The organism is Sphingomonas sp. SP1 (assembly GCF_058313395.1).
Genome location: NZ_JBZFLC010000001.1, coordinates 2,040,588 through 2,056,142 on the forward strand (window position 1 = coordinate 2,040,588; position 15,555 = coordinate 2,056,142).

Genomic DNA, 15,555 nt, shown 5'->3' on the forward strand with positions numbered 1-15,555 from the left:
TCCGGACTTTGGCACAAGTCGGCATTGTGGGAGATGGATCCCCGCCTTCGCGGGGATGACGATCAAGGCATCATGATCCCGGCCAGTGCCGCGCTCATCAGGTTCGCAAGGCTGCCTGCAATCAACGCGCGGATGCCAAGGCGGGCGATCACGGGGCGCTGATTGGGTGCAAGTCCACCGGTGACGGCCATCTGGATCGCGATGCTCGAGAAGTTCGCAAAACCGCACAGCGCGAAGGTGACGATCGCGCGGCTCCGATCGGTCAGCGCGGCGGCCGCGCCCTGGGCGTTGCCGAGGTCGATGAAGGCAACGAATTCGTTCAACACGATCTTGGTCCCGAACAGACCTCCGGCAATTCCGGCCTCGTTCCACGGAACCCCGATCAGGAACATGAATGGCTGGAAGATGTATCCGACCAGCCGCTGGAAGCTGAGGCCTTCGACGCCGAACCAGCCGCCGATCCCGCCAAGCAGGCCGTTGGCGAGCGCCACCAGAGCCACGAAGGCAAGCACCATCGCGCCGACTGCGACCGCCAGCTTGACGCCGGTTTGAGCGCCCTGCGCGGCCGCCATGATGATGTTCGCGGGCTTTTCGCCCTCTTCGAAGGTCTCAGCGATCTCAACCGTTTCCGCAGGCGGCCCTGCCATTGCCGCAGCCATCTCCGGCGTGGGCGCTTCGGCCGGCTCCTTGGGATCGGGCATGATGATCTTGGCCATCAGAATGCCCCCCGGCGCGGACATGAATGCGGCGGCCAGCAGATAGGGCAGGTATTGCGCGCCGAGCAGGCTGGCGTAAGCGGCCAGGATCGTGCCTGCGACACCGGCCATGCCGACCACCATCAGTGTGAACAGCTTGGCGGGCGGAAGCGCGGCGAGATAGGGTCGAACCACCAACGGACTTTCCGACTGGCCGACGAAGATATTGGCGGCGGAGCCGAGTGCCTCGACCCGGCCGACACCGGTAATCCAGCCGATCGCGCCACCGACCCAGCGCACGATCCGCTGCATGATGCCAAGATAGTAAAGGATCGACACCAGCGAGGCGAAGAAGATGATCACCGGCAGGGCGCCCAGCGCGAAGGTATTCCACAACGCCGGGTTGTTCTCCTTTGGCCCGAACAAGAACGCCGTTCCCTCACCCGCATAGCCGAGCAGGTTCGAGACGCCTGTCGCCATGGCCTCGATCGCCGCGCGGCCCCACGGGGTGTAGAGGACGAGAAAGGCGATGACGGCCTGCAGCGCGAAGGCGGCGCCCACCACGCGGGGTCGAATGGCGCGACGATCGCTCGAAAGCAGGAACGCGAGCAGCAGTATGGCGGCGACGCCGACCAGGCCGAACAAATGGTTCATTCTTGTGAGGGCCTCCCCGCCCCTTACCAGACCATGCCTTGCGTAGCGTTCTTCGCCGCGGCGTCCAGCATGTCGATCGCTTCGGACGGCGAGTGCGCCAGCATGAGCTGCTCACGCCGCGCCGGCGACAGGAAACCGCTATCGCTGACATGGTCCATGAACAGGTCCAGCCCGCGCCAAAAGCCATGAACATCGAGCAGGCAAAAGGGCTTGGCGTGATAGCCGAGCGCGTTCCAGGTCCAGGCCTCGAACAGTTCGTCGAGCGTGCCGATCCCGCCGGGAAGCGCGACGAAGCCGTCGCAAAGCTCGGTCATCTTCGCCTTGCGTTCGTGCATCCCCGCGACCTGGTACAGTTCGGTCAGTCCGGTGTGGGCCACCTCCTTGTCGACCAGCGCGGCTGGAATGACGCCATAGGCCTTGCCTCCGGCCTGCAGCACCGTGTCGGCGACCACTCCCATCAGCCCGAGGCGGCCACCGCCATAGACAAGGTCGATGTCGCGGGCGACCATCTCATGCGCGAGGCTCCGGGCCATCTCGGCAAAGGCCGGTTCCCCGCCCATGCTGGAGCCGCAATAGACCGCGACGCGCTTCATCACAGCTTCACCAGTTCCTTGAGGTCGGCAACCGGGCGAGCACCGAAGTGGGAGATGATCTCGGCCGCGGCGATGCCGCCAGTCATCAGCTGGCGATCGATGCCATATCCCTTGCAGCGCGCGGCGAGGAATCCTGCCGCGAAGAGGTCTCCCGCACCGGTGGTGTCCACGACATTGCGTACCGCCATCGCAGGCATATCGGTCCGGACGCCGTCCTCGACCGCCAGCGCTCCGGCCGCACCGCGGGTGATGACCAGCGTCGGCACTGTCCGCTGCAGGTGAGCGATGGCCGCTTCGAGATCGGTGCAGCCGGTCAGCTGCAGGATTTCGTCTTCATTGGCGAACAGCAGGTCGAACCCGCCGCTTTCGATCGCGCCAATGAAATTATCCTTGCGCCCCGGGATGCAGACGCTTTCCGAAAGAGTCAGCGCAACTTCGCGGCCCGCTTTGCGGGTGACCGCGATCGCCTTGTTCATTGCGCGGCGCGGCTGTTCGGGTCCGAACAAATAGCCTTCGAGCATGACGATCCTGGCCGAGGAAATGAGCGTCTCGTCGAGCGCCTCGGGCCGAAGGAGGTGCGACGCTCCTGGACAGGTGTTCATCGTCCGCTGCGCATCGGGCGTGACGAGGATCAGGCATCGGCCGGTCGGGACCCCATCGCTGATCGGCGGCGTGTCGAACTGGACGCCGAGCGCGCGCATGTCATGGGCAAAGATCGCACCCAACTGATCGTCCGCGACCTGACCTATGAAGCCGGTGTCGATTCCCATGGCCGAGGCGCCCGCCATGCTGTTCGCGGCCGACCCGCCACTCATTTCCCTGGCGGAGCCCATCGCATCGTAAAGTGCGTCGGCGGCAGGCGGATCCAGAAGCTGCATCGAGCCTTTGGGAAGATCGTGCTGCCGGAGGAAATCGTCGTCGCACGTCGCGATGACGTCCACCAGCGCGTCGCCGATGGCGAGGATATCAAGGGTGCGGGAGGTCACGGCGGGGCCGGGTAGAAGCGGACGCGGGCCGGGTCAAGGAAGGCGGCCTTCCGCGGGCTTGCGAACTGGCGCAAACCCGCTAGGCCTCCGCGCCCATGAGCACCGATCCCGCGGCGTCCCCCGCTCCCGCCTCTGTCATCTCGCCGTCCCTGTTCGCCTTCGCCATCTTCTATGGGGGCATGGTGTGTATCGCCGGCGTACTGGGCAACAAGCAGGTCGCGCTGGGCCCATTGGCGGTGGAAGCGGGAATCTTCGCCTTCCTGATGCTGGTGGTGACATCCAGCGCGATTGCGGAATTGCACGGTCGGACGATCGCCAACCGGCTGGTGCTGTGGGGCTTCGTGCCGCTGCTGGTGTCGCTCGTGCTCACGGTTGCGGTGCTGGCGCTTCCTGCCTCCCCCAAGATGGAGCCGGCGCGCCTTGACGCCTTCAACCTGCTGATGACAGGCACGCCGCGAATCTGGATCGCGGGCATCATCGCCTACGGCATCTCGACCCTGCTCAACGTGACGATCTTCACGCGCCTGAAAGGCCGCGAGGGCACCCGCCTTTTGTGGCTGCGATCCGGTATCGCGAGCGTGCTCAGCCAGATCGTCGACACGCTGCTGTTCATCACCATCGCATTTTACGGCGTATTTCCGATCGCTTCCCTGCTTGGTGGACAGATGGTCGCCAAGGTGGTTCTGTCGATTGTGTTCGTTCCGCCACTCATTTACATTTTTGTAGGCATCGGGCGGCGGCTGGACAGCCGCGCGGGTTGATTACGGACAGCTAATCTGCTGTTCCCCCGCCCGAGTCGCGGGGGTGGCGACTGGCAAAGTTGTGTTTCTGCAACAGTAGATAAGGGAAGGGTGAGCCCGGTGTCGGGTGTCACCCTTTCGTCTTATTCTACCGCCACTAGCCCCATCGCGCCTGACTGAGTTCCGGGTGTCCATCTAACCATCGGGGTTTAACGTGAACAAAGCTCTCCTGCTGCGCAGCTGCGCAGCCTTTGCCGTGCCATTTGCCGCAACCGTCCTTGCTCCAACCGCAGCGTTCGCCCAGTCGACCGGTACGGTCGACTTCGAAGAAGAGACCATCGTGGTCACCGGCACCCGCGTGCAGGATGTCGGCGGCGTGCAGGCCCCTGATTCGTCGAAGGCGAAGGCGGTCCTGACGCAGGAGATCATCGCTCGGTCCAACCCCGGACAGACCATCCTCGACACGATCAACCTGGTCCCGGGCGTCAGCTTCCAGAACAACGACGCCTACGGCTCGTCGGGCGGGACGCTCACGATTCGCGGCTTCGATTCGAGCCGCATCAGCCTGACGTTCGACGGCATCCAGCTGAACGACAGCGGCAACTATGCGATCTACTCGAACCAGCAGCTCGACCCGGAGCTGATCGAGCAGGTCAACGTCAATCTCGGTTCGACCGACGTCGACTCGCCGACTGCGTCGGCCGTCGGCGGCACCGTCAACTACCGCACGATCATGCCGAAGAAGCAATTCGGCGGTACCATCAGCGGCTCGCTTGGCGAGGACGATTTCCGCCGCATCTTCGCCGTGATCCACACCGGCGAGATCGGTTCGTGGGGCACGCGTGCCTTCATCTCCGCGTCGACCGCCAAGAACGACAATCCGTTCAACAACTACGGCAAGGTCGACAAGCAGCAGTACAACGCCCGCATCTGGCAGCCGATCGGCACCAACGGCGACTTCATCTCGCTGGCTGGCCATTACAACGAGAACCGGAACAATTTCTTCGGTTCGCTGCCGCTGCGCCTGGACGCGACCCGAGTGGTCGGCCCGAACAGCGGCAACCGTTATCCCCGCAATCGCGACGAGCGGTTCTACGACATCAACTTCCCGTGCCGCACCGACGATCCGCAGACGGACGTTGTCGACACCACTGCCCCGCCCCCGCCGAACCAGGCGAGCTGCGGCACCGAGTTCGATCGGCGCTACAACCCGTCCAACACCGGTAACCTGCGCGGCGCGTCGCGTTTCACGCTCACCGACAATCTCGTCCTGACGGTTGACCCGAGCTTCCAATATGTGAAGGCGAACGGCGGCGGCACGGTGATCGGCCGCGAAGGCGTGCGTATCATCAACGGCGTGGAATACACCGGCTTCATCGGCGGGCAGTATTACTTCGGCCGCGACCTCAACGGCGACGGCGACACGATCGACACCTGCAACACCACCGGCGCTTCTTGCGGCAGCACCAACTTCGCGGGCGTCAACCTCCTCGCCCCGAGCCAGACCCAGACCCGCCGCTACGGTGTGATCGCCGGTCTTCGCTGGGACCTGAACGACGACAATGTGTTCCGTGTCAGCTACACGCTCGATCACGCCCGTCACCGGCAGACCGGCGAAGTCGGCTTCCTCAACCGCGATGGTGAGCCGGAAGACGTGTTCCCGGTCAACGATCCGATCGAGGATGCGAACGGAAACGTCGTTCAGAAGCGCGATCGTTTGTCCTATGCCGTCCTGAACCAGGTTTCGGGCGAGTACCGTGGCGAATTCCTTGAGGACCGGCTGACGGTCAACCTGGGCCTGCGTGCGCCCTTCTTCGAGCGTCGCCTGAACAACAACTGCTTCACGACGTCGGCCGGCGGCTTCATCGACTGCTTCAACAGCGCCGCGCTGGAAGAGGCTTACGACGACGCCACGACCTTCCAGGGCCCGCAGAAGCGCACGTTCAAATACGACAAGCTGCTTCCCAACATCGGCGCAGTGTTCGATTTCACGCCGCAGATCTCCGGCTTTGTGAGCTATGCCAAGGGCCTGTCGGTCCCGGGCACGGACAACCTCTACAACAGCTTCTTCTTCGACCGCGATGCGGACGAGGCGAAGCCGGCTCCGGAAACCACCGACAGCTTCGACGGCGGTCTGCGGTACCGCAGCCGTTTCGTTCAGGCGCAGGTGTCGGGCTGGTTCACCAAGTTCAACAATCGCCTGGCGTCCGCCTACGATCCCGAACTGAACGCCACCGTGTACCGTAACCTGGGCCGGGTCGATAAGTGGGGCATCGATGGTTCGGTTTCCTACGAGCCGATCCGCGAGCTGACGCTTTACGCATTCGGTTCGTGGAACAAGAGCGAGATCAAGGAGAACATCCAGCTCGGAAGCGTTGGTGGAGTTACCGATTGCGACGACGTGACGGATGAGAATTCCAACGCCGCGATCCGCAGCTGCGCCTTCACCAAGGGCAATCGCGAAGCCGGTTCGCCGAAGTACACCTTCGGTTTCTCGGGCGTCGGTCGCATCGGTGACCTGATCGAACTCGGCGCGACCGCTAAGCGCACCGGTCCCCGCTTCATCTTCGACAACAACCGCCCGGTGTTCGAATCGAACGACACTCCGGGTGCCGGTGAGACCCAGGTCTATGGTGCCACCGCCCCGGCCTACTGGCTGGTCAACCTCGACGCCCGCCTGAAGCTGAAGATGATCAAGGGCCTGGAGGACAGCTACTTCCAGCTGAACGTCTATAACCTGTTCGACAAGTTCTATGTCGGCGGCTTCGGCGGTGGTCTGGCCCAGTCGTTCAACACCGCGGGCACGCTCTACGGCAACGCCCCCAACGTGCAGATTGGTGCGCCGCGCACCGTCTCGGGAACGCTCAGCATCTCGTTCTAAGCGAGTTCGCCTGAAAGAAAGGGCGTCGCTTATCCAAGCGGCGCCCTTTTCTTATGCGCAATGCTGTGGCAATCGGCGCGGCGCTCAACCCGAGCGGGTATGATGTAATGGTAGCCTGTCAGCTTCCCAAGCTGAACGCGCGGGTTCGATTCCCGCTACCCGCTCCAGTTCTGCGTTTCCCACGCAACCTCCATCCATTCCGCCGGTTTTCTCCTGCAACCTGACAGGAGAGACGCGATGGAAGACGCCCGCATCTGGGAGATGGAAGAGAAGCTGTGGCACGGCGGTGCCGAAGTCTATGAGCAACTGGTCGATGACGAGGTCGTCATGGCGCTTCCGGCTGAACCGTTCATCTTCTCCCGGGATGCTGCGATCGAGGCGGTGAAGGACACTCCGCGGTGGGAGGCGGTGCGCTTTTCCGACCAAAAGGTGTCGCGCCCGGAAGAGGGCCTGATCGTGATTGGTTATCAGGTGGAGGCGAGCCGTGGCGATGAGACCTATCGCTGCTATGCCAGTTCAACGCTGCGGCGACGCGGACATGACGACTGGACAGTTGTGCAGCACAGCCAGGTCGTCCCCGCCAAGGTTGGGGTCGAGGCCTGAAGAATTACCCGGTCACACCGGACGGACGATATTTCGTGGCGCGCGGGCGGCTGTGGCGGTGCAGCAATCCCGGCCTCGATCCGAAACGGCGGGCCGAACTGGTGCGCGCGCTGATGCAGGCCCGCCGGACCCGCGACCGGCCCGGGGTGGATGCGGCCAAGCGGGCGCTGGGCGAGCGGGGTGACCCGTGGTGGAGCGACGGCGCGCCGGACTGGAACCGACACATGGCGCGCAACACACCCTACGCCGACTGGTTTGCCTCGCTAGATACCTCCGGGAACGACGCTGAATCCGGCGCTTTCCATGCTGGCGATCAAAAGGTCGGCGACTGATTGGGCCCGGTCCCTGTCTTCGGACCGGATGACGAAGTTGGCGCCGACCTTGCCCTCGCGGAAGAAGGGATAGCTGCCGATGCTGACGCCTTCGTTCGTGCGCTCCGTTTCGCGGAGGAGTTCGGCGACTTCGCTTTCGGGCACCATTCCCCCGATCTGCACGCTGACGAGGGGCCGACCGCCTTCGAGCGTACCGGTCAGCGCATCCAGCATGCCGGCGGTGATGTGCGGCACCCCGGCGAGCAGAAACAGATTGCCGAGCCTGATGCCTGGCGCGCCCGACATGCGGTTGGGGATCAACTGCGCTCCTTCAGGAACCCGGGCCATGCGGAGACGGCCTTCGTTAAGGCCGCCGCGGGTCTCGTAATAACGTTCCAGGATGGCGCGGGCTTCGGGATGGATGACGACCGGTACGCCTAGCGCGGCAGCGATCGCGTCGACGGTGATGTCGTCGTGGGTCGGGCCGATGCCACCGGTGGTGAAGAGATAATCGTGCTGTGAGCGGAGGGCGTTCACGGCCTCGACGATCCGGTCCTGCACGTCGGGAACGACGCGGACCTCGCCAAGCCTGATGCCTTGCACGTTCAGCCAGCTGGCGATCTGGGCGACATTCTTGTCCTGCGTGCGGCCGGACAGGATCTCGTCGCCGATGATGACGAGGGCGGCGGTCCAGGTGCGGTGTTCGGTCATGGGAAGCGGGGCTAACCTTTTCAGCGAGTGCGGCCTATATGGGCGGAATGACGCAATACGTAACCGTTGCCGCCGACGACTGCTCCGAAGCGCGGAGCGGCGTGATCAAGCTGCACGGCCCCGATGGGTTTGAAGGGATGCGCCGGGCCGGCAGGCTGGCGGCCGAGATCCTGGACATGCTGGTGCCCCATGTGGTGCCGGGCGTGACGACAGCCGAGATCGATCGGCTGGTATATGAGCACATGGCGAGCGCAGGCGCGGTGCCGGCGACGCTGGGCTATCGCGGCTATACCCACAGCTGCTGCACCTCGATCAACCATGTGGTGTGCCACGGCATTCCGGCGGACAAGCCGCTGAAGGACGGTGATATCATCAACATCGACGTGACCCCGATCCTTGACGGCTGGCACGGCGACAGCAGCCGGATGTACCTGGTCGGCGACGTCGGCGTGAAGGCCAGGCGACTGGTCGACATCACCTATGAATGCCTGATGCTGGGGCTGGAGCAGGCGAAGCCGGGCAACCGGTTGGGCGATATCTCCAACGCCATTCAGCGGCATGCCGAGAAACACCGCTATTCCGTCGTCCGAGACTTTTGCGGGCACGGCCTTGGACGCCTGTTTCACGACAGCCCGGAGGTGGTCCATGCCGGACGGCCGGGCACCGGTCCGGAGCTGAAGCCCGGCATGTTCTTCACTGTCGAGCCGATGATCAACATCGGCCGACCCGACTGCAAGATGCTGGACGACGGGTGGACCGCGGTCACTCGCGACCGGCAGTTGTCCGCGCAGTTCGAGCATTCCATCGGCATCACCGAAGATGGCCATGAGGTCTTCACGGCCAGTCCCAAGGGGCTGGATCGCCCGCCCTACTAGGCCCAGCCCTTCACCAGCGCCTCTGCCGCTTCGACGTCCTCGGGGAAGTCGACCTCGCCCCATTGCTGGCCGGCGATGTCGAGGGTCCAGACGTCCTCGTCCTGGGCGAGGTGATGAATGACACGGAGGTACCAGATCTGAGTGCCTTCCGGTGAGCGCATCGCGTCCTCGATAGCGGAGCGGAAGCGTTCGGCACCGCCGGCCCGGAAGGCGAGCAGGCCGATGGATTCCGCATTGACGCCCGTGTCCAGCCGCTTGCCGATGGCGCGGAGCCGGCCGCGTTCTTCCACCACTTTCATGTCGTCGGCGTCATAGTCGTCCTTGCGGTCGATGGTGACGCAGATGCCGGGCCGATCGTTGGCAACGACGCGGGCCATCAGCGCGGACGAGACCATGGTGTCGCCGTTCCAGACGAGGGTGTCGCCGGACAATTCCTCGCGAGCCATGTAGAGCGAGCCGGTGTTGTCGGCGACCTTGTAGAAGGGATTGAAGACGGTGCGCACCGCCGGTCCCTCCCCCGCCGCCCGGCGCCGCTCGAGCGCGCGTTCGATCTGGTCGTCGCGAAAGCCGGTGACGACCACGGCCTGTTCGACGCCGCTGGCGGCAAGCGTATCGAGCTGACGATCGAGCAGCGTCCGGCCGCCGAACTCGATCAGGCATTTGGGCCGGTCGTCGGTGAGGTGGCCGAGCCGCGAGCCCTGGCCCGCCGAAAGAATGATCGCCTTGTTCATGGGCGCGTCGGCTGCCCGGAAAATGAGGCAATTGCGCGACAGGGGCGCCGGCGTCGACGATGCAATATGGACAACATGGACACTACGTCCCCATGTTTTCCCACTCCCCTGCCTCGCTTTCGACCCCTTCCCTTTCCAGCAGCCTGCGAAAGGCTTCGCAGGCATCGCGTTGCATCTCTTCCCACCTTTGCAGCGGAGTGGCTCGCCGGTTTTGCCGCTGGGCCTGCTTGGTTCGGTTGCGCCCCCTTCCGGGCGTCAGGCTGCCTCGACAGCGCCGAGGCCGCTGGCAAGGCCCGTCTTTTGCGGCGAGAGGTTGAACCCAAGCCGACCAGTCGAGACTGGTAATGCCAGACCCTCCCTCCGCCGCACCCACCATGGCCGGACGACGTGGCCGAGCCTGGCCGATTTTGCGATCAGCCAGATCCCGGCAGCAGTCACCAGCACCGTTGCGATGACCGAAGCCTCAAGCCCGAAGGCGCCGCCCGAGATCAGCGGATTTCCTGCCGGGTGCGATTGCAGCATCCCGTCGACGGCGATGCCCGATACTGGAACGTCCCAGACATAGCCCTGCGTGACGTTCCAGCCCCCGTGGAGGCCGATCGCGAACCACAGATTGCGCGTCAGCATGTACGCACCGCCCAGCAACAACCCGGCCTGGGCGGCGATGGAGAGACTGGTGAACAGCGTGGCGCCGGGATTGCGATGATGAATCAGGCCGAACAATATTGCCGAGAGGAGCAGCGCGATCCAACTGCCCGCGAATTCCTCGAGGAAGCGAAAGGTCACGCCGCGGAAAAGGATTTCTTCAAAGAAGGCGGCCTTCAAACCTGCCCCAAGCAGCAGCCACGGCAGCGAAGTGTTCCCGCCCCAGTCGCTCACGCGATAACCGCCCAACAGCGCGGCGATTCCGACGATGATGCTCACCAGAATTGCTGCGAACAGGATCCCGGTAAAGAAATCGCGGCTGCGGCTGTCAAAGGGAAGGTCGTCGCGCTTTTCCGCGCCAAGACGCCGGATCACCAGCTTCAACACGATGATGGAACCGACTGCCACCATGATCGGCCGGAGGTAGGTCGCGAACCACTCCGGTATATCCTGGATCCGCTCAATCCCCGCAGCCTTGCCGTAACCGGCGGCAATCGCGGCCAGGAGGGCGAGCATCAGCCCGAAGGAGAGCAGGCCAAGAAACAGGGCGGAAAGTGGAAATGCGATCACGCGGCGCCAAATTGACGTCTTTTCCATCATGGTTTCGTCTGCCACCGGCCCCGCCTGGTCCATTTCACAATCCCCCTCGGCCGATTAGCACCTTGTATCCGACAGGAGCACAAGGGGGCCGAAAAACCGAGTGATTACCAATATTTGGCCCATGTCAATGCGACGGTTTGTCAAACCGCCAGGATATGCCTTTGTGAAAAGCGCCAGACACGTCGTGCAATGTCCATTTCGCCACCCTTGCGGACCTTGAAAATCGCGCACCCTATTGCGGACGTTCGCGCCGTGCCTGATCAACCCTTCCCGTAATATAGTCGGGTAAGAAGGCGGATATGGCGGTAAGCGTGGAAGTTGCCGAAAACGGGTTGGTCGCAGCGAACTTCACCCGTTCAGCCAACCATGCGGCGGTGGCGCCGATTTATCTCAAGAGGTTCGGCCGCCCACCGCTGCCCCCGACCGATCCCGCTTCGTCGATCAACGACCTGATCTTCGCGCGCATGATCGAGCCCGAATGGTCTGAGGCCGAGCGCATCATGGTCGACAAGATCAGCGCGAAGGCGGAGGCGGCCCGGCTGTGTCCTGGCCTGCGGACAGCCCCCACGCTGGCGACGATTGAGATGGAGGGTGTTCGATCGTCGGCCGAGCTTTACGACCTGTTGCATAAGTTCATCGGCACCGACGCGATCGCCAAGCCTTCGCACGCCAGCGGTGGCACCGTGTTCCTTCGAAATATCTCCAGCCCGGCCGAACTGGCCGAGCTTCATGCGCTGGCGACCGAAGATTACGCGCTGGTGATGCGCGAGATGCAATATGCCGGGTTGCAACGGCGGGTGATCGTCGAAGCGCTGATCCCGACCATCGACGGTCTTCCGCCCGACGATCTGAAGTTCCACTGCGTCCATGGCGAGCCGCTGTTGTGCCAGATCGATCACGCCCGGTTTGGCATGCCGTGGAGCCGGGTTCTTCGAATCCCGGACTTCGCGCCGATGGATCGGGGCGACGGGCTTGTCGTTCCCGTGGGAGTGAGGCTCCCCAGGCCTGACCGCCTCGCCGCGATGATTGCTGCTGTCCGGACGCTGGCCGCGCCATTCGAATATGTCCGCGTCGATCTTTATGACGGGATTGATGGCGTTTACTTCGGCGAACTGACCTTCACGCCTTCCGCCGCATTGGGTATCGCACCTTCCGATCAGGGGTGTCATCGCGAAACGGCGACGCACCGCGAATTCAGCCGCATCCTCATGGAGGCCATTCGGAAGGGCCGCTAGGTGGCTAGTGGCGGGCGGCGATCGTAACCGGCGAGGCAAACTTAGGCGTCGCGGCAATATCAGGGATGGGCCTAGTAAGCGCGTCGCTGCGCCGCGAGCATCATCCGCAGCAGCATTGCCACCGGCCGTGGCACCCCCACCTTCCCTTCCAACCACAAAGACACTGCCGAGCGGCTGACGCCGATGGCGGCGGCGAGGTCGCTTTGGGTTCGGTAGCCGAGCGCACGCATGTGGGTGCGGAGCTCCTCGGGGCTCATGGAGGCTAGGCGGGGGTCTGCTGGCATTGCTGGGTTCGTCATGCCGGATTCGATCCGGCAGCCGCCTTCTCCTTCGAGGGCCTACGCTAGAAGGCAGGCCGACCCCGGATCAAGTCTGTTGCGTCCGGGCGATGGATGTCAGATCGCGTCTGTGCCCCTGTCGCCGGTCCTGATCCGAATGGCGTCCTCGATCGGATGGACGAAGATCTTGCCGTCGCCGATGCGGCCGGTGCGGGCGGCGGTGGCGATGGCGTCGAGGACATTGTCGAGTTGGCCGTCCTCCACCACGACCTCGACCTTCACCTTGGGAATGAAGTCGATGACATATTCGGCCCCGCGATAAAGCTCGGTATGGCCCTTCTGGCGGCCGAAGCCTTTGACCTCCGTGACCGTCATGCCGGACACGCCGACTTCGTGCAGCGCGTCCTTCACGTCGTCGAGCTTGAACGGCTTGATGATGGCTTCGACCTTTTTCATGCGGCCGTGGTAGCGCCCGCTTTCGCCCACGTGAAGTTTTCACGGCGGACTCGACCGGGCGGCGCAGGGCTGGAATCGCTGCAGCAGCATCTCCGCTCCGCACCAAAGGGATTCGTCCATGGCCAACAAAGCAACCGCCTCGTCCATCATGAAGCGCCTAGAAGAAGAGGAGATCGAGTGGATCGACCTTCGTTTCACGGATCCCAAGGGCAAGTGGCAGCACCTGACCATGGCCGCGGGCGCGGTCGATGAGGACATGCTGGACGACGGCTTCATGTTCGATGGTTCGTCCATCGCCGGCTGGAAGGCGATCAATGAAAGCGACATGATCCTGAAGCCGGATTTGAGCGCCGCCTATGTCGATCCGTTCAGCGCGACGCCGATGATGATCCTGGTCTGCAACGTGGTCGAGCCGTCGACCGGCGAGCTTTATGCCCGCGATCCGCGCTCCACCGCGACGCGGGCGGAGGCCTATCTGAAAGCGAGCGGGATCGGGGACACGGTGTTCGTCGGGCCGGAAGCCGAATTCTTCATGTTCGACGACGTTCGGTTCGAGGACGGATACAACGTCAGCTACTTCAAGTTCGACGACATCGAGCTGCCGACCAACAGCGGCCGCGAATATGAGGGCGGCAACCAGGCGCACCGGCCGCGGGCCAAGGGCGGTTACTTCCCGGTGGCGCCGGTCGACAGTGCCGTCGATATCCGCGGCGAGATGGTTTCCACCATGCTAGAGATGGGCCTGCCGTGCGACAAGCATCACCATGAGGTGGCGGCGGCGCAGCATGAGCTTGGCCTGACCTATGGCACGCTGGTCGAGACGGCCGACCGGATGCAGGTGTACAAGTACGTCGTCCACATGGTCGCGCACGCCTATGGCAAAACGGCGACCTTCATGCCCAAACCGATCGCGCAGGATAACGGATCGGGCATGCACACCCACTTCTCGATCTGGAACGGCGGCAAGCCGCTGTTCGCCGGCAATGGGTATGCGGGCCTGAGCGATCTGGCGCTCTATTTCATCGGTGGCGTAATCAAGCATGCGCGGGCGCTGAATGCGTTCACCAACCCGACGACCAACAGCTACAAGCGGCTGGTGCCCGGGTTCGAGGCACCGGTGCTGCTGGCCTATTCGTCCCGCAATCGGTCAGCGTCGTGCCGCATTCCCTATGGAACGGGCGAGAAGGCCAAGCGGGTCGAGTTCCGCTTTCCCGACGCCATGGCGAACCCCTACCTTGCCTATGCGGCGATCATGATGGCCGGCCTGGACGGCATCCAGAACCGCATCCACCCCGGCGATCCGATAAACAAGAACCTGTACGACCTGCCGCCGGCCGAGCTGGTCAACGTGCCGACGGTGTGCGGAAGCCTGCGCGAGGCGCTGGTGGCGCTGGCGGCGGACAAGGACTTCTTGCTGAAAGGCGACGTCTTCTCGTCCGATCAGATCGATGCGTACATCGAGCTGAAGTGGGAAGAAGTGATGCGCTGGGAAACGACACCGAGCCCGGTCGAATTCGACATGTATTATTCGATGTAAGCAGCTTTTTAACCCCGCGCGGCTACGGTGCAGCGACCTGGGCGCGCGGGGGTTTGTTTTGCCATGAATGATTTTCGTTCCAAGCTGCTGTCGGGCAAGTCGGCCAAAGATAGCGGACTGTTGTCGGCGAAGCGGCCACGTAACCGCAAGGAAGGCGTGGAAGACAGTCTGGCGCGGGTCAGCGTGGCGCGGACGGAAGCGCGGACGGTCAATCACCGCGACGCCGACCGGCACCGCCTGCTCGACCAGCCGATCACGGTGCGGCACGGAAGCGAGAGCTATCCGGTGCGGCTGATCAACCTGTCGGGCGGCGGAGCGATGATCGATGGCGATCTGCGCCCCGAACTTTGGGATCGCGTCGAGCTGGATTTGGGCAGCGGCGACACCTGCGGGCGGCTGGAATGCGCCGTTCGCTGGATCAAGGGTAGCCGGCTGGGGCTGGAGTTCGCGCACGAGACCCGGATCGACGCGGACGCCGACACGCGGCGCGAACTGCTGCGGCAGGTGCTGGCGCAGAATTTTCCGGATGCCGGAGTGGAAGTGGGCGAACCCGCCGCGCCCGAGTCGCCGGTGGCGGAAACGTCTGCATCCGACGCGGACATCGTGGACGCGCACAGCAGGCGGGGCGAAGCGCGGCATCCGCTGATCTGGAACGGCGTCGTGCACTACGATCATGAAACCACGTCCGTTCGATTGCGCAATATCTCTAGCACCGGCGCGCTGATCGAAGGCGGGCCGGCCTTTCCGGTCGGCGCGGAGATGCTGCTGGACCTGGACGAGGCGGGAACCTGCTTTGCACGGGTAAGTTGGGTCCACGGCGATCAGGCTGGGCTAGCGTTCCGTTCGCCGTTCGACCTCGCCAATCTGGCCCGGTCCAAGCCGCAGCTGGCCCCCAACCGCTGGGCCAAGCCCGAGTATTTGCGCGACGGGAACAGCGAGTCCTCGCCCTGGGCGTCGGAGTGGAGTCGCCTGTCCTTGCCCGAACTGAAGAAGACACTGGGGCGCTGAGCCCCGGCGCTCCTGT

General features: G+C 63.8%; 15 protein-coding genes and 1 tRNA gene. 8 read left to right on the forward strand and 8 right to left on the reverse strand.

What is annotated here, in order from left to right; genetic code table 11:
* Window positions 1-62: 62 nt before the first annotated feature.
* From AC4GYS_RS10310 to AC4GYS_RS10320, 3 genes are read right to left on the reverse strand one after another with little or no spacing between them, the layout of a single operon-like run.
* Complete coding sequence (locus AC4GYS_RS10310; RefSeq protein WP_491108988.1) at window positions 63-1,349, reverse strand: NupC/NupG family nucleoside CNT transporter; 1,287 nt, start codon at window positions 1,347-1,349, stop codon at window positions 63-65.
* A 23-nt stretch (window positions 1,350-1,372) separates the two neighbouring features.
* Window positions 1,373-1,942 carry an LOG family protein gene (locus AC4GYS_RS10315; protein ID WP_491108989.1) on the reverse strand — a complete coding sequence of 190 codons (570 nt, stop codon included), beginning with the start codon at window positions 1,940-1,942 and terminating at the stop codon, window positions 1,373-1,375.
* Window positions 1,942-2,928 (reverse strand): adenosine kinase, encoded by a 987-nt coding sequence (locus tag AC4GYS_RS10320; protein ID WP_491108990.1) that lies wholly within the window; start codon window positions 2,926-2,928, stop codon window positions 1,942-1,944. The genes AC4GYS_RS10315 and AC4GYS_RS10320 overlap by 1 nt, the downstream gene beginning before the upstream one ends.
* A 95-nt stretch (window positions 2,929-3,023) precedes the next feature.
* Here AC4GYS_RS10320 and AC4GYS_RS10325 point away from each other — a divergent pair, with 95 nt between their 5' ends.
* The 4 genes from AC4GYS_RS10325 (at window position 3,024) to AC4GYS_RS10340 (ending at window position 7,152) form a co-directional block, all read left to right on the forward strand.
* A complete protein-coding gene (locus AC4GYS_RS10325) occupies window positions 3,024-3,689 on the forward strand; it encodes a queuosine precursor transporter (RefSeq protein ID WP_491108991.1) in 666 nt (221 codons plus the stop codon).
* 193 nt (window positions 3,690-3,882) lie between these two features.
* A complete protein-coding gene (locus AC4GYS_RS10330) occupies window positions 3,883-6,549 on the forward strand; it encodes a TonB-dependent receptor (protein WP_491108992.1) in 2,667 nt (888 codons plus the stop codon).
* Window positions 6,550-6,642: 93 nt separating this feature from the next.
* Window positions 6,643-6,716, forward strand: a tRNA-Gly gene (locus AC4GYS_RS10335).
* 70 nt (window positions 6,717-6,786) lie between these two features.
* Window positions 6,787-7,152: a DUF4440 domain-containing protein gene (locus AC4GYS_RS10340; RefSeq protein ID WP_491108993.1), complete on the forward strand. Its 366-nt coding sequence runs from the start codon at window positions 6,787-6,789 to the stop codon at window positions 7,150-7,152.
* 263 nt (window positions 7,153-7,415) lie between these two features.
* Here the strand turns inward: AC4GYS_RS10340 and AC4GYS_RS10345 are convergent, their stop codons facing one another.
* Entirely contained in the window at window positions 7,416-8,174 is a 759-nt protein-coding gene (locus AC4GYS_RS10345; RefSeq protein WP_491108994.1) for a competence/damage-inducible protein A, read from the reverse strand.
* Between the two features lie 47 nt (window positions 8,175-8,221).
* Here AC4GYS_RS10345 and map point away from each other — a divergent pair, with 47 nt between their 5' ends.
* The gene (gene map / locus AC4GYS_RS10350; protein WP_491108996.1) at window positions 8,222-9,049 is read left to right on the forward strand and encodes a type I methionyl aminopeptidase; all 828 of its coding nucleotides are present in this window, start codon (window positions 8,222-8,224) and stop codon (window positions 9,047-9,049) included.
* On the opposite strand, the gene AC4GYS_RS10355 is transcribed toward map, so the two are convergent.
* A complete protein-coding gene (locus AC4GYS_RS10355) occupies window positions 9,046-9,780 on the reverse strand; it encodes a phosphocholine cytidylyltransferase family protein (protein WP_491108997.1) in 735 nt (244 codons plus the stop codon). The two genes, map and AC4GYS_RS10355, sit on opposite strands and share 4 nt — an antisense overlap.
* Window positions 9,781-10,035: 255 nt before the next feature.
* Window positions 10,036-11,040: a CPBP family intramembrane glutamic endopeptidase gene (locus AC4GYS_RS10360; protein ID WP_491108998.1), complete on the reverse strand. Its 1,005-nt coding sequence runs from the start codon at window positions 11,038-11,040 to the stop codon at window positions 10,036-10,038.
* Window positions 11,041-11,324: 284 nt separating this feature from the next.
* Here AC4GYS_RS10360 and AC4GYS_RS10365 point away from each other — a divergent pair, with 284 nt between their 5' ends.
* On the forward strand, window positions 11,325-12,260 hold the full coding sequence (locus AC4GYS_RS10365; protein ID WP_491108999.1) for an ATP-grasp fold amidoligase family protein: 936 nt from the start codon (window positions 11,325-11,327) through the stop codon (window positions 12,258-12,260).
* Between the two features lie 71 nt (window positions 12,261-12,331).
* Here AC4GYS_RS10365 and AC4GYS_RS10370 read toward each other — a convergent pair whose 3' ends face one another.
* Together AC4GYS_RS10370 and AC4GYS_RS10375 are read right to left on the reverse strand one after the other, a co-directional pair.
* Entirely contained in the window at window positions 12,332-12,490 is a 159-nt protein-coding gene (locus tag AC4GYS_RS10370; RefSeq protein ID WP_491109000.1) for a helix-turn-helix domain-containing protein, read from the reverse strand.
* Window positions 12,491-12,655: 165 nt separating this feature from the next.
* Complete coding sequence (locus AC4GYS_RS10375) at window positions 12,656-12,994, reverse strand: P-II family nitrogen regulator (protein ID WP_491109001.1); 339 nt, start codon at window positions 12,992-12,994, stop codon at window positions 12,656-12,658.
* Window positions 12,995-13,112: 118 nt separating this feature from the next.
* On the opposite strand from AC4GYS_RS10375, the gene glnA reads away from it, so the two are divergent.
* On the forward strand, window positions 13,113-14,531 hold the full coding sequence (gene glnA / locus AC4GYS_RS10380; RefSeq protein ID WP_491109002.1) for a type I glutamate--ammonia ligase: 1,419 nt from the start codon (window positions 13,113-13,115) through the stop codon (window positions 14,529-14,531).
* A gap of 63 nt (window positions 14,532-14,594) precedes the next feature.
* Window positions 14,595-15,539, forward strand: a complete 945-nt coding sequence (locus AC4GYS_RS10385; protein WP_491109003.1) for a PilZ domain-containing protein — start codon at window positions 14,595-14,597, stop codon at window positions 15,537-15,539.
* Window positions 15,540-15,555: the final 16 nt, after the last annotated feature.